This is a genomic window from SAR324 cluster bacterium (genome assembly GCA_029245725.1).
GTDB lineage: Bacteria > SAR324 > SAR324 > SAR324 > NAC60-12 > JCVI-SCAAA005.
Map to the genome: position 1 here is coordinate 1 of JAQWOT010000381.1, position 24198 is coordinate 24198.

At 42.7% G+C, this 24198-nt stretch carries 22 protein-coding genes; 15 read left to right on the plus strand and 7 right to left on the minus strand.

Translation table 11 applies throughout. The features are described 5' to 3' along the window. Positions 1–12: 12 nt before the first annotated feature. From P8O70_20820 to P8O70_20830, 3 genes are all read right to left on the minus strand, one after another. A complete protein-coding gene (locus P8O70_20820) occupies positions 13–627 on the minus strand; it encodes a hypothetical protein (protein MDG2199283.1) in 615 nt (204 codons plus the stop codon). 97 nt (positions 628–724) lie between these two features. After that, positions 725–949, minus strand: a complete 225-nt coding sequence (locus P8O70_20825) for a hypothetical protein (GenBank protein MDG2199284.1) — start codon at positions 947–949, stop codon at positions 725–727. 86 nt (positions 950–1035) lie between these two features. Further along, on the minus strand, positions 1036–1806 hold the full coding sequence (locus P8O70_20830) for an inositol monophosphatase family protein (GenBank protein MDG2199285.1): 771 nt from the start codon (positions 1804–1806) through the stop codon (positions 1036–1038). A gap of 393 nt (positions 1807–2199) precedes the next feature. Between P8O70_20830 and P8O70_20835 the strand changes: the two genes are divergently transcribed. Further along, complete coding sequence (locus P8O70_20835; GenBank protein MDG2199286.1) at positions 2200–3843, plus strand: Na/Pi cotransporter family protein; 1644 nt, start codon at positions 2200–2202, stop codon at positions 3841–3843. 60 nt (positions 3844–3903) lie between these two features. Here P8O70_20835 and P8O70_20840 read toward each other — a convergent pair whose 3' ends face one another. After that, positions 3904–5679, minus strand: coding sequence for an N-acetylmuramoyl-L-alanine amidase (locus P8O70_20840; GenBank protein MDG2199287.1), 1776 nt, complete (start codon positions 5677–5679; stop codon positions 3904–3906). A gap of 241 nt (positions 5680–5920) precedes the next feature. Here P8O70_20840 and smpB point away from each other — a divergent pair, with 241 nt between their 5' ends. The 3 genes from smpB to P8O70_20855 all read left to right on the plus strand — a co-directional run bounded on the left by smpB (position 5921) and on the right by P8O70_20855 (position 8284). Further along, entirely contained in the window at positions 5921–6382 is a 462-nt protein-coding gene (gene smpB / locus P8O70_20845; protein MDG2199288.1) for an SsrA-binding protein SmpB, read from the plus strand. Positions 6383–6384: 2 nt separating this feature from the next. Further along, positions 6385–7203 carry a DNA-processing protein DprA gene (dprA, locus tag P8O70_20850; protein ID MDG2199289.1) on the plus strand — a complete coding sequence of 273 codons (819 nt, stop codon included), beginning with the start codon at positions 6385–6387 and terminating at the stop codon, positions 7201–7203. A 331-nt stretch (positions 7204–7534) separates the two neighbouring features. Next, positions 7535–8284, plus strand: coding sequence for a hypothetical protein (locus tag P8O70_20855; GenBank protein MDG2199290.1), 750 nt, complete (start codon positions 7535–7537; stop codon positions 8282–8284). Positions 8285–8309: 25 nt separating this feature from the next. On the opposite strand, the gene P8O70_20860 is transcribed toward P8O70_20855, so the two are convergent. Next, on the minus strand, positions 8310–9212 hold the full coding sequence (locus tag P8O70_20860) for a TIGR01777 family oxidoreductase (GenBank protein MDG2199291.1): 903 nt from the start codon (positions 9210–9212) through the stop codon (positions 8310–8312). Positions 9213–9251: 39 nt separating this feature from the next. After that, positions 9252–11330, minus strand: coding sequence for an alpha-amylase family glycosyl hydrolase (locus P8O70_20865; protein MDG2199292.1), 2079 nt, complete (start codon positions 11328–11330; stop codon positions 9252–9254). 204 nt (positions 11331–11534) lie between these two features. Between P8O70_20865 and P8O70_20870 the strand changes: the two genes are divergently transcribed. From P8O70_20870 to P8O70_20920, 11 genes are all read left to right on the plus strand, one after another. Further along, positions 11535–11918: a hypothetical protein gene (locus P8O70_20870; protein MDG2199293.1), complete on the plus strand. Its 384-nt coding sequence runs from the start codon at positions 11535–11537 to the stop codon at positions 11916–11918. Between the two features lie 121 nt (positions 11919–12039). Continuing rightward, positions 12040–13011, plus strand: coding sequence for a hypothetical protein (locus P8O70_20875; protein MDG2199294.1), 972 nt, complete (start codon positions 12040–12042; stop codon positions 13009–13011). A gap of 59 nt (positions 13012–13070) precedes the next feature. After that, positions 13071–14324 (plus strand): S-layer homology domain-containing protein, encoded by a 1254-nt coding sequence (locus P8O70_20880; GenBank protein MDG2199295.1) that lies wholly within the window; start codon positions 13071–13073, stop codon positions 14322–14324. A gap of 6 nt (positions 14325–14330) precedes the next feature. Beyond that, positions 14331–15773: a sigma-54 dependent transcriptional regulator gene (locus P8O70_20885; protein ID MDG2199296.1), complete on the plus strand. Its 1443-nt coding sequence runs from the start codon at positions 14331–14333 to the stop codon at positions 15771–15773. Next, positions 15774–16094: a phosphoribosyl-ATP diphosphatase gene (locus P8O70_20890; protein MDG2199297.1), complete on the plus strand. Its 321-nt coding sequence runs from the start codon at positions 15774–15776 to the stop codon at positions 16092–16094. A gap of 33 nt (positions 16095–16127) precedes the next feature. Further along, positions 16128–17108 carry an NADH:flavin oxidoreductase gene (locus tag P8O70_20895; protein MDG2199298.1) on the plus strand — a complete coding sequence of 327 codons (981 nt, stop codon included), beginning with the start codon at positions 16128–16130 and terminating at the stop codon, positions 17106–17108. A 2-nt stretch (positions 17109–17110) separates the two neighbouring features. Beyond that, complete coding sequence (locus tag P8O70_20900) at positions 17111–18421, plus strand: homoserine dehydrogenase (protein ID MDG2199299.1); 1311 nt, start codon at positions 17111–17113, stop codon at positions 18419–18421. Positions 18422–18429: 8 nt separating this feature from the next. Further along, positions 18430–19278, plus strand: a complete 849-nt coding sequence (gene mreC, locus P8O70_20905) for a rod shape-determining protein MreC (protein ID MDG2199300.1) — start codon at positions 18430–18432, stop codon at positions 19276–19278. 486 nt (positions 19279–19764) lie between these two features. After that, entirely contained in the window at positions 19765–21636 is a 1872-nt protein-coding gene (gene mrdA / locus P8O70_20910) for a penicillin-binding protein 2 (protein ID MDG2199301.1), read from the plus strand. Beyond that, positions 21620–22240: a Maf family protein gene (locus P8O70_20915; GenBank protein ID MDG2199302.1), complete on the plus strand. Its 621-nt coding sequence runs from the start codon at positions 21620–21622 to the stop codon at positions 22238–22240. The genes mrdA and P8O70_20915 overlap by 17 nt, the downstream gene beginning before the upstream one ends. Positions 22241–22264: 24 nt before the next feature. Then, positions 22265–23254 carry a hypothetical protein gene (locus P8O70_20920; protein MDG2199303.1) on the plus strand — a complete coding sequence of 330 codons (990 nt, stop codon included), beginning with the start codon at positions 22265–22267 and terminating at the stop codon, positions 23252–23254. 327 nt (positions 23255–23581) lie between these two features. Here the strand turns inward: P8O70_20920 and P8O70_20925 are convergent. After that, the coding region (locus tag P8O70_20925) for an acetoacetate--CoA ligase (GenBank protein MDG2199304.1) at positions 23582–24198 on the minus strand (617 nt) is incomplete at its 5' end.

Here is a 24198-nt window from a genome sequence, read left to right on the forward strand (position 1 = left end):
GCTTGAAACAGCCTAGCTGAGATAATGGAAGTTTGACCATCTTCGTTTATAAGAAGCAACAGCTTTGGGATTTAATTCCATCCCAGCCTTTGAGGCTAACTGACATGCCCCACTGATAGAGATTTTCGGCATTGTTTTGAATATCTCCATTAGTAAACCTACGTCCGCTGCGGAAAGAGCTTGATATGGAAGCGGAGGAATCAATTCCTCCACTTCCAAATGTAATTGGTAAGCTCTTGCAATCTCCTCCCAAGATTCTCCCTCTTCTCTTAAAGTCTGTATCTCCTTTTTTTCAGTAGCGGTCAGTTCTGACCAGCTTTTGTGCCATAGAATTCCCTCTTCTTTTGCCCAACGCTTGAGGACTTTTAAACCGACGTCGAAGTGTTCAGAAATTTTCTCTGGCAATTCACCACTCATCAGTTTTTGAAGAATTAGGCCTCTGTCTGTTTCAGACTTCTTTTTACGATGAACTTTGTGTTTCGAAGGTACATTTTTTTTACGAAGAAGATTCTCAATTTCCTTCAGTTCAGCTGCAGAAATTGTGAATTTACGTGCTAATTCTTCATGAGAAACACCTTTGTCCAACTCAATCGCAATTTCAATGCGTTGTAGTTCGTCCAAAGGCATTTCAGTCCTTGGTAGATGATATGAGCTGATTAATACTTCGAAGTGGGAATGGAGTGGAAATCTTTTTTGGAATTGATATCACCTGGAAACAATTTTTCTACTCTTTCCAGTTGAAGGGAACTTCTTGTCTCATTCGCACGATGGTGCTTTGTTGCGGGGCCTCGTTAACAAAATAATTACCTCCACGTTGCAGTTGCTGTGTTTGAGGTACTTCGTAATTGCCTGAGGGAATTGGATATCTTTCGCTAGTCAGGGCATCACACCCTGTAAGGCTGAAACCAAAAAAGATTGTTATGGCACCCAGTAAGTTTTTACTTTTCATTCAATATCCCTATTTCTTAGTCTAAAACTCAGAGTTTGTTTTAAAAACTTTTTTGACAACAATATTCAAAACGACAGAAAAGATTCCTAAGAATAATTAAGCAATTCAAGGGCCTGTCCATGCAAATCAAGATTCGCAGTTGCTAACGCAGTGCCGTCCCAGCCCATTCGAATTGGATCGCCAGACCAGTCTGTCACAATACCTCCAGCCTCCTGAATAATTACTACCAACGCAGCAATATCGTAAAATTGCAGAGAGGCTTCCGCTACAAGCTCAACCCAACCACAAGCCAGAGATCCATAATTAAAGCAATCCCCACCATATCTTTCAACACGTACAGATTTCGCTAAATTCTGAAATTGATTCAATTCCTGAGTTGAAAAAATCGCTGGGGATGTACATACCAATCTTGATTCCTCAATCTTCTGAGTTGAGGAAGTGGTGCAACGCTTACCCTGATAATAAGAGCCTCCTTGGAGGGTTGCCCACCAGCGCTCCTGGGACATTGGCAAATCCATCAAACCTAGTAGAAATTCATCCTCAGTAACTAAGCTCAACAAAGTACCAAACAACGGATTCCCTGTAATGAAACTTCGTGTTCCATCAATCGGATCGATCACCCATTGATATTCAGAAATCAAATTCTCATCAGCTTCCTCCTCTCCAATTATGCCATGGTCTGGGAATTCTGAACGAATTCTTTCACGAATCAGTGCTTCAATCTGTTTATCAGCGATTGTCACTGGTGAAGAATCCTCCTTATCTGTCACTTGAAGATCACTTCTGAAATATTTCCTGGCATGTAGACGAACTTCGTCTAGCCAATTCTGAGATGCTTCAATCCATTTGGGATCCATAAACCATCTAAGATGAGGAAAAAAATGATCAAATTCAGATATCTATGAATATTTTTTCATAGAAACATTACAACGACCTAAAACTGCTTCAGAAACTTATTCTAGACTTCAGAACACTGGTTTCTGACTAAACTCGCAAATTCTTATTAGGTTTCAGTCTATTTTTCGTTGATGGTCTTTCTACTTCCTCTGCTCCAAAACAAGCGATTTTTTTCCTACCCAACTCTAAACTGTCTCAAGTCTCAATTTAGTTTTTGATTGAGTTCTCATTTAAAAGGTCAGTAAAAATCACATTTTTTAAATCCAATAATTGTGTATTCACTAAAACTGTGGCAGAAGGACAGTTTCCTTTTAGGAAGCTATCGATCAATTTTACAACCTTGAGGGTACAAAATGGACTGGATAACGATCACAATTGGCCTGCTAGGTGGCCTGGGGCTCTTTCTGTATGGTATGGAGAAGATGAGCGACGCACTGAACCAGCTCGCTGGTGATGGAATGAAAAGAGTTTTGACTACACTCGCTGGTGATCGGGTCCGGGGGCTACTGACTGGAACAGTTTTTACCGCAGTCACCCAATCTAGTTCAGTCACTACTGTAATGTGTGTGAGTTTTGTGGCGGCTGGTTTGATGAGTTTCCCTCAGTCAATGGGACTAATTCTTGGAGCTAATATTGGAACCACGATCACCGCTCAGCTAGTTGCCTTCAAAGTCACCAAATATGCGATGTTTCTTGTTGCGGGTGGTGTGCTTCTTCAGATGATTAGTAAGGGGGACAGGACCAAACAATGGGGAAGAGTCCTACTTGGATTGGGGTTACTGTTTGTTGGAATGAACACAATGGGCGAAGCAATGAAGCCGTTGCGGACCTACGAACCCTTCATTGAATTGATGCAGCAAATGGCCAATCCTTTCTTGGGCATGCTGGTGTCAGCTATTTTTACTGCTTTGGTTCAATCCAGTTCGGCAACTATGGGAGTTGTCATAGCTTTGGCGACCCAACAACTCATCTCCTTTCCAGCTGGTTTGGCTTTGATTTTAGGGGCTAATGTTGGAACGTGTGTGACTGCGGGTTTATCTGTTATTGGGAGAAGTACAGAGGCAAAGCGAGTTGCTGGAGCCCATGTTTTTTTCAACCTTGGGGGTGCATTACTGGTGTTACCATTCTTGGGATTGATTGCAAATGCTATCGGGCCGGGGAACGCTGAGTCTTCTGACCTAACCAGGGCAATCGCCAATGCTCATACCTTCTTCAACATCGGGATGGCAATTTTGTTTCTACCATTTCTGAGTTTTATCGCGAATTTCCTGATCAAAATTATTCCACAGGAAAAGGTCGAAGCGAAAGCTGGGGTCTATGTAACAGCTTTGGAACCTGATCTTTTAAATGCCCCATCTTTGGCGATGAGTGCTGTTACCAAAGAACTTGAGCAACTCGGACAGTTGGTATTAATGGCCTACCGTGACAGTTTGCCGACACTTCTTTCTGATGATCCAAAGCAGCTTAAAATTTTGAAAAGTAGTGATGATGAAATTGATAGGATGCATAATGAGTTAATTGAATATCTGACTGAGCTCGGTAGAAAACCCTTGTCCCCCGAACAACAGGATGAGCAAATGCGCCTTGTCAAAATGGCAGATGAACTGGAGCATATTGGGGATGTCCTTGAGACAAATATCAGTCGTCTGATTGAACAGAAACAGGAAAGTAAAGTTAACTTTGACTCTGAGTCTACTAAGCTTCTTTCAGTATATCATGCGATGACACTTGAGGCTCTTGAAAAAACTGTTTCAGCTCTTGATTCTGAAAAGGGCCAGTCTGCAGAATCGGTAATTGGTATGAAGAAGAAATTGAAGGCTTACGCTGAGAAAGCTCACTCCCAGGAGGCAAAAAGACTGGAGACGATGGAAAGCGGAAGCTTATTGGTTTATCGTTTGGAGGTCGACATGATTGAGAAGATGGAACAGGTCTTTAGACATTCTCGCAGGCTAGCTCGCCATATTCTAAGACTTGAGAAGTCAGTTTTAGCCACATGATTTGAGTTAACAAAAAACGATTGAACCACTCTACAGATGGTGGTTCAGTTCTAAAATATCTCAGCGTTGAGCCAGAAGTCCTTTGCTACCTCTGAAGTGGGACTCCAAACCATTCACCATCGCATCAGCGATCTTTTGGCGATTTCTATAATCCAAGATCAACTTGCGATCTTGAGCGTTATTTAAATTTGCCACCTCAACCAGAATAGATGTTGGAATTTTACTGTAACGTAAAATTGCAGGGAGGGACTTTTTGCCCCTGCGTATGATATAACCACGAACCGTGTTGTTGCGGTGTGTTTTCCACTTCGCATCTCGTAAGCTATGGATCATTGTTTTCCCCAACTCCCTACTATATTTTTCAGAAAGTTGATTGTCACCTTTACTAAAAGTGACCCTTCTCGTGTATTCTTTGCGCTTAGTGTAAACGGACTTCACAACTCCAAAAGCTCGACTTCGAACACGTCGGTCAGGGTAATAAATCATGGCACCCCGCAAAGATGCGTGTAAAGCATCCCCATGCACACTTATCAGAACAATCTGATCAGAGGGCACTCCTTGATTACGTAATTTCAGATAGATGTGATTCACTAAAAATACACGCATGTTAACTCCTACTCTCGCACTCCCTAGATCATAGCGTGGATTTACTAAGAGTTCTTCATCACGATCAACTTTTTCGCTAAGGTATTTGACAGGTCCACTTTGGCTTTTATCGCGAACCGTCTCATGAACAACAAATCCTGACTTCTTCAATTCAGGCAACATTCGCTGAACGATGTCATAAACGACATCATCCTCATAAACTCTGTCTCCCTTTTTTGGATCCCCTTTAACTGCGCCAGGATCAATTCCACCATGTCCAGAATCCAGAATGATGTGGATCTGATCTTTCGTTAGAACAACATTCTTTGAAGATTTGCTTTTGGATTGTTTTTTCTGAATTGGGGCTTTCTTGACTTCTTCTTTTTTTGCTTCTATTGCAGAGTTTTTCGTGATCTGAGGCACAACTTTTTTCAAGTGGACGTCTGGTGCCGGTGGCGGCACTGGAGGGGGTTTTATGTGTAGTTCCTCTTCATCATCCCCGTGATCAACTTCGTCGTCATTTTCAGCAACCGTAACTGTCCCTCCTCCACCAGATAAGTCCAGATACTCATCACTTACCCACTCGAGTGGAAAGCGAACCAGTTGGCCAGTCTGGATCAATCTTGCGTTGTTGATATCGTTTAATTCAAGAAGCTCTTTGGCCATTCGATCTACCTCCTCATGCAGGAGTCGACCGGTAAATCTTGCTACTACCGAAGAATAAATTGTGTCTCCAGATGACATCTTATACGCAGCAAAGCGCCTTCCCTTGGAATCAGCTTTGACCAACAACGGTTCTTTGACTTTAAGGGGCTGTAACTCCAAGCCCTCCCTCAACCAATCCCATGGAATCTCAACTACATCCCCAATTTTGAGAGAACGACCTTGGTTCATCAGTTTATTATGTCGAATAAGGTGTTTTGCTCCAATCTCTCTCTTGGCAAACACACCAGAGATCAAACTGACTGTCTCCCACTTGTAAGTTACTCGGTGGCGCCATCCTCCTGCTCCACTTGCGTCTTCTGGAAACATTGCTTTCAAAGCTGCTCCCTGAAGTGCATCATTTAGAGACCAAAACGGGATCGGAACAAAGCGATGTTGATAAAGTGGCTTGTTCCCATTATATTTTGTGATTTTTTTGTGATCATTACGCCAATCATCAAGAACCCTTTTGCCCATCTTGTATGTTCCTTCGCCAGCTCTTGGCTTGATCAAAACCTCGAAGCTATTGCTTGCCCTTCTGACTCGCATTATATCTTCATCATTAAAGATAAATTTCTGATAATGCTTTGTTTTTTTTGCCTCTACCGAAATCGGCAAGATTATTAAGAAACATAATGTAAGATGGAAAAGCAAAGCTTTTGGATTCATGAAAACTGGCTTCGTTCAAGTTCGCAAAGTGGGAAGCACATCATGCGCGGTAGGCCATCCAGGCAGAATCTAAATAAGTAACTTTTGACAAGAACTGTGCCAACAAATTAGGGAGAAATTTATGAGCGTGCAGGGCCGTGTTCTCGCACAAAATAGACGTGTGCGGTTTGAGTATGAAATTCTAAAAACCTACGAGGTGGGAATTGAACTGAAAGGGACCGAAGTCAAAAGTATTCGTGAGGGGAAAATAAACTTGAGTGAGAGCTACTGCCGGGTCACGGAACTGATGGAGGGTTGGCTGATGCAGTGCCACATTTCTCCATATGATTTTGGAAACCGACACAACCATGACCCAGTTCGTCCAAGAAGACTACTTCTCCACAAGGGTGAGCTTCGTAGATTGTACGGGCAAATTCGTGAGGCTGGACTTACGATTGTCCCCTTAAAAGTGTATTTAAAGAAAGGTCTTATCAAATTAGAGATCGCCTTAGTGAAGGGGAAAAAGATTCATGACAAGCGAGAAACTCTCAAAAAGAGGGAGGTGAATCGAGAGATGGAAAGAGCACTTAAAGCAAGGGACTGAGAATGGTACTGGAGTCAGCTGAGAAAGATTGGTTAGCGCTTAGCGTAGTTTCAGGGGTTGGCACTCAGACTCTTCAAAAACTTTCAGAGATTTTCGGTAGTCTCTCCAAAATTTGGCAAAAATCCTCTGATCAACTCCTGCAATTGGGCCTTAAAAAAGATGTCATTGGGCGATTGACGAAAGCAATGGAAGTTCGAAGTTTCCAGATAGAAAAAAGACTAATCGAATCATCTCCCAATCTTCGACTGTTTTGTCCAGAGAGTGAGTGGTTCCCAGCTAATCTATTACAGATTCATAGTGTTCCTTCAGTACTTTATGTCAAAGGTGAGTTACCAGATTTACACAATTTATGTTTGGGAATCGTGGGATCAAGGTCCTGCACCAGTTACGGACGAGATCAAACCAAAAGGCTGGTATATGAACTTGCTGAATTGGTTCCAGATGCCTTCGTAATCAGTGGGTTGGCACGAGGGATAGATACCGTAGCGCATGAGGCTTCTTTGGAAAGTAGATTAAGAACGATTGCTGTTTTGGCTGGGGGACTCCAGCACATCTACCCTCCTGAAAACCAGAATTTGGCGGGTAGAATTTGTCAACAGGGAGCACTGATCAGTGAATTCCCTCTGGCCACCAAACCGGTTTCACATAATTTTCCTATTAGGAATCGCGTGATTAGTGGCATCTCACAGGGTATCTTGGTAACTGAGGCGAGTGTGAAAGGTGGAGCTTTGATCATAGAGACGTTTGGCCAAGAACAAAACTGTGAGGTTTTTGCTGTACCTGGAAGAATCGACTCTCATCCTAGTAGCGGATGTAATTAACTGATTTCAAGGAACCAGCAAAATTAATAACCTCTGCCACTGACATCCTCGAGGATCTACTGCCAACCATTTCCAATAATGCAGGGATTCAACTCTCTTTTCTAGAACCATCAAAACAAATTACGCTTCCCCAAAGCGAATTGAGTAAGCAACAGATCATGATCCTCAATTCCTTGAATGAGGGTGCAAAAGATCTGGATAACTTGAGTCTCATTACATAGAAGGGACCACAGCAACTTTTGCCTTTGTTACTGGAAATGGAATTGCAGGGATGGATTCGAGTTTTGCCAGGTGGTCATTATGAAATAAACCCATCTATTGAGATTGTTCCATGAAGAAATCATATTTTTTGTTGATTCTGATTCTTATTTCATTTTTTTTCGTAAAGCCTATTTCTGCAAGGACTTTAGGGGCTGAAGAAATCTCTGCGATTCTAAATACCCATTCAGAGAATCAACTGCGTTTCCGCAGGGATTTTTCACAAAAAGAACTCGAACTGAGTGGAGATTTTGAAAAATTACGACCGCAAGGAAGTGATTGGGCCTTTGAACTAAAGAGCCAGGGCAACTTTGTATATTGTTTAATGAATGAAAACCAGGCAATGGAATTTGTCGATACCGGGCGGGGAACAAATATTTTCCTTACCGGCAGGATCCAAACAGTGCGTGGAAACGATGAGAATAACAACAAACCAATTCTAGAATTAGATCAATGTCGGATTAGGTTATTGTCTGAAAATCAGGCTGCCTCTATCCCTTTAGAAGGTCGCTGGAAAGGCTGCAACGTGCGGATTGGCAAAAAGAAGTATAATGGCAAATCTTGTAGCCTCTATATGAACATCCGCAAGCAAAGCGATGGTTATATGATCAGCGATCTAAAGAGAAGTGATGGACGGCCAATTGAGGTTGTGGCAGCGAATTTTGCTAGAGGGACACTTCCAGAATGGTCAACAAAGACATTACAGACAGGAGTAATCACTTCCTATAACTGTCAATTTAAAAAAAAGAACCAGAACAGTTTCATATGTGAGTGGGAAGAGCCAAAAAGAGAAGGAACCATTAATTTCCAAAGACTACGATGATGGGATATTCTGGAACAATCGGATATTATTTCAATAAGATAGCCTCCAAGGCTGGTTGTAACTTAGGGTGCTTAAAAGGGTAGTTCATCTCCATCAATCTCTTTGGTTGAACAGCAAGATCGCTGAGCACGGTAGAATCAGCCATCTCACCAAAAACTGTTTCCATCATAAACTTCGGGACTTTGAGGATTGCAGGCCTTTTTAAAACTTTTGCCAAGACTCTACTGAATTTCAGATTTGAAACCACCTCCGGAGCCACCGCATTATAGTTTCCCTGCCAACTGTCAGAATGAATAGATTGCCAGATCATGTCGACAACATCAGATAGGGTTATCCAACTCATTCTCTGTTCGCCGTCCCCAATTGCGCCCCCCAAGCCGAATCGAAAAACTGGCAGCATTTTATGTAATGCTCCACCTTCCTTTGCCAACACAACCCCCAACCGTAAACGCACAACTCGAATTCCCTGCTCTTCGAGTATTTCACTAGCCCGTTCCCAATCTTCCACAACATCTGCCAAGAATCCTGAGCCAGGTGGACTTTCTTCAGTGACCCAGTCAGCTCGTTGTTGACCGTAGAACCCAATCGCAGACGCAAACACCACTACTTTTGGCGGGGATGGACTAGAGAGGATTTTTTCAACTAGGAACCTAGTGCTTTGAACACGACTTTCATAAATCAACCTTTTTTTAAAGCTGGACCAATGACCATCTACCGTCTCACCCGCCAAATGAACCAATGCATCGCAATCATCCACCCCTCCATCAAAAACCTTCTCTGAATAATTCCAGAAACGCTCTCTTTCTTCGGAAGTTGGATGACGAACTAGTTTTAAGAATGGTTGTTTCTCTGATTTAAACCTTTTTGTAAGTGCCTTACCGATCAGTCCTGAAGCTCCCGTAATTGCGATTAATTTAGGATCTGACATTGGAATCCATTCTTAAAGATTCAAAGTGTTTTAGGACGTTCATAATTGCCTGGTATTGCCAATCACGATACTGAAGGGGCCGAGTTCGACAAATTTTTCATTGGGCAGGTCATGAGGCATTCCCAAGTAATGATTGGAATTCCATTGCCAAGAGATAGATCTTTCTTCCTCGATCAAAAAAAATAATGGTGCATCATAACTATTGCAGAGGAACCACCAACTCATGCCTTCCTCAAAATTTTCTATTTTCCAAACAAAACTTCGAATATGAGGTGACCAGTCTGCCTCATATCCTTTCGAATTAAACCAACTGATCGTTGCAGAGGAAGAAATCCAACATGATTTGCAAAATCTTGCTCTCAAAGAGAGAAGCATTCGAACAAATTCAACACGATCAGAATTGGTCTCACTCTTCTGCCAATTGAGCCAGTTTAGTTCATTGTCTTGGCAATAAGCATTATTGTTTCCATTTTGTGTTCGACCCCATTCATCACCTGCCACAAACATCATTGGACCACGACTGATGGCAAGAATGGTCCAAGCCATCCTCCACTTCTGTTCACGCAAGCCTAGTATTTGCTGATTCTGAGTTGGTCCCTCCACTCCTAAATTATCTGAAAAATTTGCTAAATGGCCATCTCGATTGTTCTCACCGTTTGCTTCATTGTGCTTATCTGAATAGCAGAACAAATCCCAGAGGGTAAAACCATCATGGGAGGTTATGAAATTCAGACTAGGCCAATAATCAGCTGAGGTTTCACCGAAAAGGGAGGGGTTCCCTTCGATTGAATCTTTTAGAGCAAGGCCTTGACCTACTTCTCCGGAGAGCACCTTGCGAATGGTATCTCTGAATCGATCATTCCATTCTGTCCATCCTGCCTTCTTCGCAGACTTTCCCAGATCGTATCCATGAGCGTCCCATGGTTCCGAGATCAGCCGAACATTCTTCAGCCTTGGCTCCTGCCGTAGTTCCCAAAGAAGATTTGGAAAATCCTGAAAATCGCCCGTATCCAGATGCCGATTCATAATACTGGTCAGATCAAATCGAAAACCATCAACCCCCATCACTTCATGCCAATAAATCAAACTTTCCAGGATTAACTCCTTCACCAAGGGGTGTCCGCATCTTAAGGTGTTGCCACAGCCTGAAGCATTATGAAGCTCACCTTCTGGGGTGTGGAGGTACCATGTATCTTTGTCCATCATTTTAAAATGATATTTTGGCCCTTCGGCATCCTGTTCTCCAGAATGGTTGTAGACAACATCCAACCAAACCTCGATTTTATAAAGATGGCATTCTTGAACAAATTCTTTGATTTCATGATGCCGGTTTAAAGGATTTTCAGCGTAGGCTCCCTTGGGAGCAAACCATAAGACCGGTGAGTAACCCCAATAATTTTTGAGATTTTGTTGATTTTCTGGATTTCTTAACTGGTTTTCATTTTCATCGAAATCAAAAATAGGAAGCAGCTCCACCACATCTATGCCGAGTTGGCTTAAATATTTGATTTTTTGTTGCATCCCAGAAAAATTGCCACGTTGCCTGACAGGAACCCCGGATGAGTGATGCTGAGTCATTCCACGAACATGACATTCATAGATAACCAACTCACCCAAAGGCTTATGAGAAAATCTTTCTGAAACTCTTAACTTTTCCAAATCTGTCAGGAGAGCCACCCTCTTCAACTTTACTGATGAAGTCTTGCTCAGTGAGTGTTCACATTCAAAGCTTGTCCTCAAAAGTCCAAATTTCTCATCAACTTCAAATGTAATGATTTTACCCCAGAATTCCCCACCAAGAGAATTTCTCGCAAACGGATCAAGGATCCAATCAGTGATATAATTGCCATTTGAATCTGATCGTAAAACCTTTACCAAATATGCTGTCAAGACAGTTACTGGATACTCAAACTGACCCTGCCAAATTCTCTGACTCTTTGAGGCTTCAATCAGATCATATTTCTTCAGTAATGGAAGATTTTCTGAGGTTTTGTAATGTTGATTGTCAAAAAAACTGAGTGGTATCCCAAAGAACCAAAGTTCGACTTTAAGTGCGTTGGAAATGGGGAGAGAAATGCTATAGTGATTTTCGTCTAAGTGAATACCAAATTTATTCATATACGGAACTACCCTTTACTCATCATTTAATACTTCTTTTTTTTGTATATTTTAGCTATCAAACCAAGAATAACAGTTTTGCCTAGTAACTTTCATAAGGTACGTCCTGTGAATGTGCCGACCTGTAGAGAGAATCTTCGCCAAAGCGGCATCCCTTGCCCAAACGCTGAAAAACAAACCATACTGCAATCCCCTGAGTAAATAATGTCCCGAAAAATTATATTTTTCTTTACAATTCTTTTCATGACAAGCATATGTGAATTAACTTGGGCAGCAGGTGAAGGTAGAAGGCAAATTCGCCCTTTGGACTATCAAAGTTTACGTTCCTACACAGAATCTCAGCAGGTTATCCCAAATTATGTTGCTGAAAGATATCCAGATAACTTTGAAGACAAAGTACGTCGAGATGCTGCCCGTTATGTCCCACCGAAGCGCCGTTTCAAAACTGATCCTCTGAATTACGGACAACTCAGAATATACCTTGACAGACAATACGAAAGCCCACCGGACAATCCTCTCACAAGAGATATTTATTCACGAAGAAAATCTGTGCGAACCATCATACGCGAACCGATGGATATGCGATAAAAAGAAGATGGTGTGATTCACAATTAATTTGTGCTATACAGAATGGTTTAATTTTAAATTGTTATCCATACCTTTCGTATTGGATCCTTCCCCACCTCTCTAGCAGTTTAGGCACTCCCGAATGGCGAAGAAAAAAGTTCGCAAGGCTGGCATGGTTAAGCGCCAGCAGGCAAAGAAACATACAAAAGAACAACAACGGCGTAAGTTTGCCTCCCGAAGAATGATTAGCAATCCCCAAGCTGCAACCCAAAAGCGTTTGGAAGAATTACTGAGTACACTTCCCTTTCTAGCATTCTCTGAACGTTTTGAAGATCTGAAATTTGATATTCAGACAGTTAAAGACGATTTAGAAGCAAAAACCCCAGAACCTTTGCTACTGATGAAACTGCTTACTGAAGAGTTTCTGGAAGGATTCCGTGCTCGATTTGATGAATTTGAGAGAGAGACAACTCCACAGTCACCGGATAATCTTCTGGCGAAAGCAACGATCCATCAACTGGATAACAGTAATGAAATTCCTCATCTTTCAAATCCAATGATTGTGGCAGTGTATCTCAAAACACGTGCCGAAGCGCTTGGGGAGGAAGCACTGACGAGAGAGACGATTCATGACGCTCTCAATGATTATGAAGTAAGAAACAGCGAATTGATCGAATTAATCTCAGAAAGCCCCAGTGAGTTGATTTATGGTCCCGAAGCAAAAATACCTGGCTCAGCCGATTCAGGTATTGAGGAAGAAGCCACCACTGATTCTGAATCTGAGGCAGTTGTTAGAGTTCCTCCAGTATCTGTAGAAGTCCTGGCAAGTTTCCGAGAGAGTCTCGATTGGTCGGAAGAAGATCTCTCACGGTTGGATGAAGATCTTGAAGTGTTTCTGGACGATTTCCAGCCACCTGTGTATCAGGAATGGACGCCTGAGTTGATTGACGAATTTATTAATGAATGGTTTGTCAGGGAAGCAAATCCTTTGGAAGAAGACTTGGCAAGCATGCGTAAAAACATGCTCTATTTCCTGAGATATTTGCGTGAGAAATCTCTGTTACCATCATGCTTTGGAGATACACGACCAGCCAGCCTGGAAGGCGCTGCTTGAATCGAGCTTGTATTAAAGTGAATGGGTCGGACATTTTTCCAACCACCACCGAGGTGACTATGTGTATTCGTTGGCAAGTAAGCATCCTTTTCATAATTATATCCCTTATTGCACTCAATGGGTGCAATAAGGATCAAGGACCACGACCTAGTCAGGGAACACTTGACAACCCTAGTTTCCATGTCATGCGGGGTAAAGACTTACTTGATGAGCAGCGGATTGATGCTGCATATAAGCAGTTTGATCTGGGACTTGAGTTGAAATCTGAATATGGACCTGCTCTAGCAGGCAAAGCGCTTGTCCTTACTCTCCAATCACAACAAGTCGGATTGGAGCCTGAAAAAGCTTCAGAACTACTTGAGGAATCTGAGAATTTATTGGAAAAAGCCCTTAGCAAAGCAGAGGGCCCAAGTGAGGAGCTCTCTGTTCAGTTGTTGGCAATGCGTGCTATTACAGCCAGAGCAGAGGGAGATGACTGGATCGATGATGTTGAAGATCATTTTAATAACGCTCTGGAGATTTTTGAAGACCACCCCGATCTACAGGCAAGCAAGGCAGAACCCTGGTATTATTGGGGCCAATCTAATGAGAAAGCTTTGAGATTTGAGGAGGCCCAGAATGCTTTCATCCAAGTACTTGAGTTGAATCGTGGTTTTACTAGAGAAGCTAATCGTGCAATCGAGCAACTGAACAAAATTGTCCGCGCTCAACCAGGTACAAGGCATGGACGTGAGCTTGCGATGATTGAACAAATTACTCGTGCTGATATGGCAGCGTTGTTGATGCAAGAACTTAAATTAGCTGATCTTTACAGCAGAAATGCACCTGAGCAAAGGGAAGAGCTAAAGTTTGAATCTCCAACAAAAGATTTTATTCCTCCTGGCGAAAGCAAAATAGAACGGCCGCTGGCATCTGATATCTCAGATCATCCATTGCGCGAAGATATTGAAACAGTTCTTAAACTTCAGGTGCGAGGCCTGGAATCTAACCCTCAATTCCTCTTTTTCCCAAATAAAGAGATCACTAGGGCTGAGTATGCTTTGATGTTGGAAGATGTACTTATTCAAGTAACGCAAGATTCAGCTCAATCCACTAGATTTGTAGGGGACACCTCACCGTTTGTGGATGTTCGGCCAGACGCATACTACTACAACGCTGCGCGCACCCTTGTTTCAAGAAATATTATGCAGCTGCAAGACAAGGTTCGTGGTGAATTTGGTCCTGATCGAGCGGTTTCTGGTGCTGATGCGCTCTTGAGTTTGCGCCTTCTCAAAGACGAACTACAGCGCTTTGTAAGATCTCCGAGCAGTTGATGAGATATGAATTGCAATGTACTGGTTGTTGATGACGAGCGAAGTATTCGTTGGGTCCTAGAAAAAACCATCTCTCGAGCCAGTGCAACGCCTCACATTGCTTCCAATCTCCAAGAAGCACTGGAAATTCTAGAAAGCCAATCCATAGACATGGCATTTGTTGATATTCACCTGCAACAGGAGAATGGGCTGGCTTTCACTGAAGAGATTTTGAAGCGATTCCCTGCCTTGTTGATTACGGTGATGACCGGTCAGAACACAATGTTCAACACGGTAGAGGCCATGAAGAAAGGGGCTTTTGAGTACATCACGAAGCCATTTGACATCCAAGAGGTAGAGGAAATCCTCGAAAGAGGCCAACATCTTATTAGAAGTCACAGAGACGACCGCAAAAGCCAACTTCAACTTACCCACCGCGAAGAACTAGAATTACTGATCGGAAGAAGCCGTGAAATGCGTGACATCTTCAAGTTGATTGGTAGAGTAGCTGCAACCCATCTGACCGTACTAATTCTAGGAGAGAGTGGGACAGGCAAAGAATTGATTGCACGTTCCATTCATTCACATTCCGACCGTTCAGAAGCACCATTCGTTGCGATGAATTGTGCAGCAATCCCAGGGGAATTACTAGAATCCGAGTTATTTGGTCATGAAAAGGGGGCTTTCACTGGGGCTGTTGATCGCAAACGTGGAAAATTGGAGCTTGTAGGCCGAGGAACTCTTTTTCTTGATGAAATTGGAGACATGCCAATAAAGCTGCAGGCAAAGCTGTTAAGAGTTCTACAAGAGCGACAGTTTGAGCGGGTGGGAGGTAGTGAGTTGATCCCCGCTACCATGCGAGTGATTGCGGCTACACACCGGCAATTAAACAAGATGATTGCGGAACAGGAATTCCGTGCGGATCTTTTCTACCGGTTAAGCGTGTTCCCCATTAATGTGCCCTCGCTCAGAGAACATCGTGAGGACATCCCGCTGCTGGTAGAACATTTCCTGAAAAAAGGCCGTCAAGAATTAGCAGTAGGACGAAAGTGTATTACAGAGGAGACGATGGAGATTCTTCAAAAATATTCTTGGCCAGGAAATATCAGAGAATTAGAAAATGTAGTCAAAAGTTTAATGATTACCAACGTGAGTGAAATCATTAACAAAGATGCACTTCCACATAATCTGCTAAGACAAGCCCCACTCCCAGAATATGAAGAGACACTGGAAGAATTGGCCTACAAAAAACTTCATATTGTGATTCCTGAATTTGTTCATCAGCAAAGAGAGGATTTGATGGACGTCGTTCTTCACCAGATAGAAAGACCCTTATTGCAATTGTTGTTGGAAGAAACTCGGTGGAACCAACAGAGGGCTGCTCGTATTCTGGGGATCAACAGAAATACTCTTCGCAAAAAAATTGAGATTTTACAGGTAAGAAGACTCAGTTCCTCAAATAGCCAATAGATGAAAATGCTCAATCGAGTTTTACAAACCATCCATCAGAGAATTGCATCAGGTGAAACTGACTCTTCTTATGTAGCATCCCTTGTTCAAAAAGGAGAAGATAAGATTCTGAAGAAAATTGGTGAAGAAGCCACAGAATTAGTTTTGGCTGCTAAAGGTCAAGATCGTGCTGCCTTGGTGCATGAATTGACTGACCTCTGGTTTCATTGCCTTGTCTTGATGGCCGAAAAAGAAATATCCTTAGAAGATATTGATAATGAACTAAAGAGCCGTTTCGGCCAATCAGGAATTGAAGAGAAAGCTTCTCGCAACAAACCCTGATCATTTTCTGTTGTTCCACCCAAATTAAGACCTATGTTTACACCTTTTGAATCGTTCGGCATCAAATTCCGCAATCAAATCCTTGCTCCGCCAACAAAAGAAAACCTTGCAAACCACCGTGGGATTGTCACTGGAGAAATGATTCGTCACTACTCAGCCCTGGCAAAGCAAGGCGTGGGCACCATGCTTACAGAATCAGCTTTTGTTGCCCGTCAAGGGAAGATGGCAGCTGGTCAATTGGGCATTTCAGAGGAAGAGCACTTAGCGGGCTTAGAAAAATTAGTCAAAGCCATCAAGAAAGAGGGAGCATGTATTGGAATCAAGCTCTCTCATGCTGGCGCAAGGACTTCTGAGGAAGTTTGTGGAGAAAATCCAGTGGGGCCATCTCTATACAACTTTGGCCGGGACTTCGATCTCAGCAGAGAGTTTGACGAGGGAGACATTGAAGAAATCATCCTACATTTTGTTCATGCTGCAGAGAGAGCTCAAGAGGTTGGATTCGATTTTATTGAAATTAATGGTGGAGACCAACTGCTCTTAGATCAATGCTTTTCTGTCAGGTTCAACAATCGAGACGACGACTACGGATCCGAAACTATCGAAAACCGCTTGCGGCTGACTTGTCAAATTATCCAAGCCATTCGTGATCGGAAAAGTGTTTCAATACCCATAAGTTATTATTTTTCCATTTTTGATAAAATGGAAGATGGATTTTCGATCACTGATCTTCATGAGACACTCCAACTCCTAGAAAACAGTGGGGTTGATATTTTTCATCCATTTGCAGTGCATGTAATGAATCGGTGCTTTGATTCGGAGGAGTCTTTATTGGAATTGATTGGCCTAAACACTGAGCGACCTCTTGTAGCAGATGGTAACATCAAGTCACCACAAGTGCTCTTGGAGGTGCTAAATATTGACAAGGTACATTTGTATGTTCTTGAAAAGACACTTTTAGCCCGTCCAAATTGGTTTAACTTTCTGAAGAAAAAAGTAGCGGATCAGGAGAAGTAATCATGCCAAGTTTATCTGAATCAAAACATCGCTCTGACCCATGTCGGGTAGCTATTGTTGGTTTGGGTACTGTCGGAGGGGGAGTTGCAGAAATCCTCTGGCAACACGCGAAGGAAGATCACAATGCTGTTCAATTAGCAGGCATTTTAGAGAAAAACCAAGAAAATCCAAACCTACCTATTTGGGCACAACGCGATCAAAATCTACTCTATTCCTCACTTGAGGAGTTGCTTGCTGATCCTTCCATTCAAGTAGTTGTAGAGACAGTCGGAGGACAAACATTCGCTCGTGAGTTGATTACCAAAATCCTTGAATCTGAAAGAGATGTAGTTACTGCCAACAAGGATCTGATGGCAGTGCATGGAGAAGAGTTACTCGCACTAGCTGAAAAAAATGGGCGACAACTTCTTTTCGAGGCCAGTGTTACAGGAGCAATCCCTGTAGTCAGATTGTTACAAGACTACTTTCATGTAGATGATATTGAGAAGGTCAGCGGTATATTTAATGGAACTTCCAATTATATCTTGACCGAAATGGAGCAGAAGCAACTATCTTTTGAAGTTGCTTTGAGGCAAGCCCAGGATTTAGGTTTTGCTGAAGCTGATCCAACTAATGATATTGCCGGATATGATGCTCGCTACAAATTAGTCATTCTAACTTATCTCATCACCGGCGTTTGGTTGGCTCCAGAGCAAATTACTCTTGAGGGAATTGAACATCTGGAACCTGCAGATTTTGCTTACGCTTCAAGGATGGATCGGCGCATCAAACTAATCGGTTATCTAAAACGAGAAGCTCAAAATCTGCAGGCTTTTGTATTGCCACTGATGGTTCCAAGGGGGGCTGCTGTAGCTGAGATAGGTGGTTCAACCAATATTTTATCGATTCAAGGTAAATTTAGTGAGGAAATCTCAATGGTTGGGAAGGGGGCAGGGAGTTTACCAACAGCTTCCGCACTGGTTGCTGATCTTGAGAAGATCTCCAAAGGATTTAGCACAAAAAATAGCCCTTCAACAAAGCAATATAGGCTTCAGGCTTTTGAAGATTACATCTTCCAGCACACTCTAAGGATTACGGTAAAGGACCAGCCCGGTATTGTCGGTCAAATCGGTCAAGTTCTAGCAGAACATGAGATTAATATTTACGCAATTGAGCAACTGCCTCAGTATCACCAAAAGGATGGATCTCATCCTGTAATCTTCACAATCACATTGGAAGCTTGTCAGGAAGCGCTGTTGAAGAAAGCTCTTGAAAAAATCAACAAAGCTGATTTTTTGCTGCAACCCATTTCTGTTTTGCGTGAAATCGCCTAGGATTTCAGATGCGCTGGTTGCGTAGAAATTTATGGGGGCTTCTCTTAGGGATAGTTCTCCTTTCTTCAGCAATCCTTCTTTATCAATCCTACCAAAGTGCAGATAGGCCGGAAGCCTCATTGATCAACGAGGCAGCCCACCTCCTTGCAAGTCCATTTCAAAAAGCTAATTTTTGGTCTTCAAAATATTTTGAAGAGCTTGAATCATATTTTGTTCAGCTTGAAGACCTCAAAAAAGAAAACCAGTCTTTGAAAAAGCGGATCTTACATCTCAATAATGATATGAATGCACTCAATGAAAAAGTTACCCGGAACAGTTCCCAATCTCTTCAGTTAAATTGGGCAAATAGCTATCCAGAACCCGTTATCTTTGGAGATATCTTAGGAATTAGCACAGATCCGCTGACTCAAGTTTGGTGGCTCAATCTTGGTGCGCAAGATGGCATAAAAGTAAAGCAACCCGCTGCCGTCGCGGAAGGGTTGGTGGGCAGAGTTCAGAATATCTCTGCAAAACAATCAACCATTCAAATCATTCTGGATCAACGCAGCCGATTTCCTGTTTTAGTGCAACGAACCAGGAGTAGGGGGATTGTGGTTGGTACTGGCAGTGGGATTGAGCTAAGGCAGGTACTTATAAGGGATGAATTGAAAATTGGGGACCGGATTATTACCAGTGGCTTAAGTCAATTATTTCCTAAGGGATTGTTTGTTGGGCAAATCAAAGAAATCGTCCAATCAGAAAACCAACTATTCCAAACTGCAGTCCTTGAACCAGGTGTTGATTTCAGCCGATTAGAGTCAGTGGGAATACTTCCACTTGAGTTGGGTTTGTTTGATCCAGATCAACCTCAAGAATGATATGTTTCCTGGATTAGTTTTTTTAATCCTCTTTGGTGTCGAAGTCATTCTGGGAGGAATAATTAATGAGCCATGGCCTTTTCCTGTCAGGCTTGTCTGGCTTGGAATGGCATTTCTGATTAAAGCAAATTTTCGAAGTGCAATTTTTTGGGGAGGACTAGGCGGAATTTTTAAGGATTCGCTTAGCCATGGATTGCTGGGCCTCGAAGGTTTTTCTTATCTACTCTCACTAGCCATCCTTCATAGAATTATTCAAAACAAGCAGGCGATTTCTGGTGGGTATTTTCTACTTATTTTCCTATTCACATTTTCAATCCAAGAGATTTTCAACGTTTGTTTAAAAAACTGGCTTTTCCTTGACAGCACCCTGAAAAGTCTTCTTATCTTGGTGATTTACGGTACCCTGGCACATGGTCTGCTGGCGACTGTGTTTCTAGGTTCAAAATTGATTTGGACATCTCGTTTTCCATTGAGGAAGCATTATTGATGAGCCCAGCAAAAGTTTTATTGGAACAAGATCTTTTCAGAACTCGCGTCATCTATATTGCGCTGGCTATCGCTTTTGTATTTTCATTTTTGGGTGGTCGTCTTTGGTATCTACAGGTGATTGAACATGAAGAATACCAGAGTTACGCTGAAGGTAACCGAATCCGGCTCCGTCCTGAACCTGGGTTACGTGGACAAATTCTTGATCGAAGCGGTCAAATTTTAGCTGAGAATCGTCCTGCATACCACCTTCAAATGGTCTGGGAAGACGCTCCAAAACCACTCCAAACTCTCAATAAGCTTTCAGAAACCTTTCAGTGGCCCCTATCTGAACTGCAGGAAAAGTCCCAGTACGCTATTAGATCGCCTTTCAGATCCATCCGTTTAAAATCTGACCTTACCGCAGATCAAGCAGCCTTTTTACAAACTCACTCTGACAAATTTCCTGGAGTCACTGTAGAAATTGAGGCGGCACGCTACTACCCTTTTGGAAAAACTGCTGCTCATGTCCTTGGGTATGTGGGAGCAACAAATAAAAGAACCGAGGAATTGCCCAGCAATCAAAAGCGTTCCAGGAGTATTGATGGGAAGGCTGGGCTAGAGATGACTCTGAATGAATTTTTGACTGGACTTGACGGTGGGCGACAAGTTGAGGTTGATCACATTGGCAGAGAGTTAAGGACTATTCCACCAGTGATTGCTTCAGTACCAGGGAATACCCTCCAACTGACCATTGATATTGAGTTGCAAGAAGCGGTTGAATCTGCAATGGACAATCAAACTGGAGCAGTACTGGTGATGCAGCCAGGAAGTGGTGAAATCCTAGCAATGGCTAGTATGCCTGCTTATGATCCCAACTGGTTTGTTAGCGGCATTGATCCAAATTTGTGGAACCAATTACTCAATGATGAAGATCGCCCATTGGCAAACAAAATTGTTCAAGGCGCCTACCCGCCTGGCTCAATCTTCAAATTAGTCACTGCCTACGCCGCATTGGATCAGCATTTGATTGATCCAATCCATAAGGAAACCTGCAACGGCTATTTCTATGTAAAGGGTAGGAGTGCCCCATTTAAGTGTTGGAAGTCAGGCGGACATGGTCCAGTTGACTTGATTGAGGCCATTCGGGGATCTTGTAACATTTATTTTTATCAATTGGCGATGGAAATGGGAGTGGACAAGTTAGCTCATTACGCCAAAATGATGATGTTTGGTGAAAAATTAGATTTAGGTTTTGCTGGGGAAAAGACGGGCTTGATTCCTGATTCGGATTGGAAAAGAGCTACCTTCAATGAAAGATGGTATCCAGGTGAAACTCCGTCTGTAGCAATTGGCCAAGGATTCGTAAGTGTTACTCCCATGCAACTTGCGAATTTTGTAAATTTGATTGCTTCGGGTGGTGTCTGGCATCAGCCTAAACTCCTGCGAGATCAGGCAGAGTCGCCTAGCCAAACAATCTTAGACCAGCGAATCATAGCACCTCTGCTTCAGGGTATGGTAGCTGTGGTAAATGATCCAAATGGTGGAACAGCTAAAGTGGCTCGAATTGATGGCTTCACTGTCGCGGGTAAAACTGGTACAGCACAGATCATCAGCCATGAAACTCGTAGAAACCTTACCAACGAGGAAAAAGAGCTTCGAAAATACCAAAATCACGCTTGGTTCGCAGGCTTTGCCCCTGCAGAATCTCCAGAAGTTACAGTCCTTGTCTTGGTTGAGCATGGTCAAGGTGGAGGCAAAACTGCTGCACCCGTAGCCCGGAAGATTCTGGAGTTTTATCAGGAACATCGCTACGGTCGAAGTGTAGCCAGTTCATTTCGAGATCAAACAGTGCCATTTTCTTGGCAACTAAATAATGCCTTTGACCATTAATAGGATGAATTTACAGCAACACCGGTCCATCACACTTGCCTCCTCCTCACCACGGCGAAAGAGCTTTTTAGAGAGTTTTGGTCTTCAGTTCAGTAGTTTTTCACCTGATATTGAAGAAGTTCGTAAATCTGGAGAAAATCCAATCGAATACGTTCGAAGAGTGGCATTGGAAAAAGCAGAAGCAACTCAAGGTAATTTTCCTGAAAGTTTGATCTTGTCAGGAGATACGGATGTTGTTCTTGATGGCGAAGTCCTAGGCAAACCGAATGATCCTGAAGATGCACTTTTGCTTTTAGAAAAACTCAGTGGCAGAGATCACCTAGTTCATTCTGGTTACTGCCTATTAGACTCTAAGAACAATTGGACTCATATTGGAGATGTAACTACAAGAGTTTGGCTGAGATCTTTGACCAAAAAATGGCTGGAATGGTATATCTCCTCTGGAGAGCCTCTCGACAAAGCAGGTGCCTACTCAATCCAAGGATTAGGCACCCTACTCGTCGAGCGGATCGAGGGTTCTTACAATAACGTTGTAGGTTATCCAATAGAGATCATCATGGGTGTTCTACTTCGTGAAGGCTTCCTTTCTTTCTCAAATAACTAGATCCCGACTGTTGTCATTCTTAAAATGAATCAAATTTTTCGATGCGTTTCTGTCATCCTGATTCTCTGGGCTTCTGCTGATCAAACTCTGCGAGCAATTGAAGTTGAACAACCACTACCCCGTGAAGTTATTGAAGCAAAAGTTCGATATCAGTCTCTGCCAGAATATTCAGAAATTTGGGGTGCAGACGGGAAAGACACACCTCTCAAGGAAATGGTACTTGGAAAATATTCAGACGAATTTTCAGGATCCATCACTCAATCTGAGCAATTGCTCAGGGTTGATCTTATTTATGGTTGGACAGAAACTTGGACTCTTGGAGCAACCATTCCATGGGAGCAGAAGAAACAAAGTACCTCACTTACATTCTTTGGGGTCAATAAAACTGCTGAGCTTCAAAATGTCGAAAAAAATGTTGCGAGTAATTCCCAAGCTGGTCTAGGAGATGTAGCGCTCTGGATGCGCTACAACCTCTCCTCAAGCTATCGCTGGTTCTGGACCCTTACTCCCAAATTGGTTTTTCCGACTGGAGTAACTGGAAAAGCAAGAGGTTTCAAGCCTGTGGCCATTGGTGAGGGACAAATGGATCTTGGTCTGAAATTGCAGTCTCAATGGTATCCTCCCCAATCAGAGGGTGTACTACAAATCGCTTCGGTTGAAGGGCTGAATCAACTAAAGGGAAAACGTGAAAATTTAGCTGGTGAGAAAGTTAGTTACCAGCCTGGCAACTCATTTGACATGCGATATGGTTGGATTCTAGAGGTCGAGAATTTTATGCTAGGAGCCGAGTTTTCTTGGTTTATTCAAGCACCAGATGCACTTGGTTCTGAAAGCGGGAGCACTCGGCGCCTCTATCAATGGGATTTTGAACTTGGTTACGGGAATTTAACTCAATTGGAACGCGAGCCACTCCCAGTACCATTTCAGTTTCGTTTTGGTGTTCTCAGGCCATTTATGGGCGAAAACGTTCCAAAGGAATCTCAATATTATCTGAGCGGGGATGTCTATTTCTGAGACTACTATTCTTCGATCCATCAGAAAATTTTGGGGGGCTACTTTATTTACAATAGGGGCTTCCCACCTCTCAGCCTGCAAAACGCAGAACAATCAGATCTCTCACCCCTATTATCATGAATATCCGACTACACAGGAAGAAAGGGTTACTGAAATTTGTAACCATGTTGCAGCTTCACATTTTGTTGTAGAAAAACGCATGGTTTACTTCAGGAAAGCAGGCACAAAAGATGATATTAACATGCCTCACTACAACACCGCATTACCTGACGGATACTACTTCTGTAGTGATCCTTTACTCCCAAAATCTCATCTCGAGTAAGACTCTCATTTCTGAAGTTCAGGAATATTTCTGAAATACTCCAAGGCCTCTGGATTTGCCAAAGCTTCCTGATTTTTTACAGGCAAATTGTGAACGACTGCTCGAACAGCCAACTCCACGATCTTACCACTCAATGTTCTGGGCAAAGCAGCAACTGAAACAATCACCTCTGGAACATGTCTTGGGGTGGTATTCTGCTTGATTCGCCGACGTAACTGATCTTTCAATTCGTCTGTTAGTTCTTGTTGCTCTTTCATGACGACAAACAAAACTACTCTCACATCGTTATTCTTATCCTGCCCAATTGCTAAAGCCTCAAGGATCTCTTCAAAGGTTTCCACTTGTCTGTAAATTTCTGCGGTGCCGATTCGGACTCCTCCAGGATTGAGTACCGCATCTGATCGACCATGGATGACAAATCCATCTTGGGCTGTTCTTTCAGCATAATCACCATGCGTCCAGACCCCATCAAATCTTTCAAAATACGCTGAACGATATCTTTTTTGTTCTGGACCATCCCAGAAACCAATTGGCATAGCAGGAAAAGGTTTTGTACAAACCAACTCGCCTTTTTGTTCTTGAACTGGTTTTCCCTCTTCATCAAAAATGTCAACAGCCAACC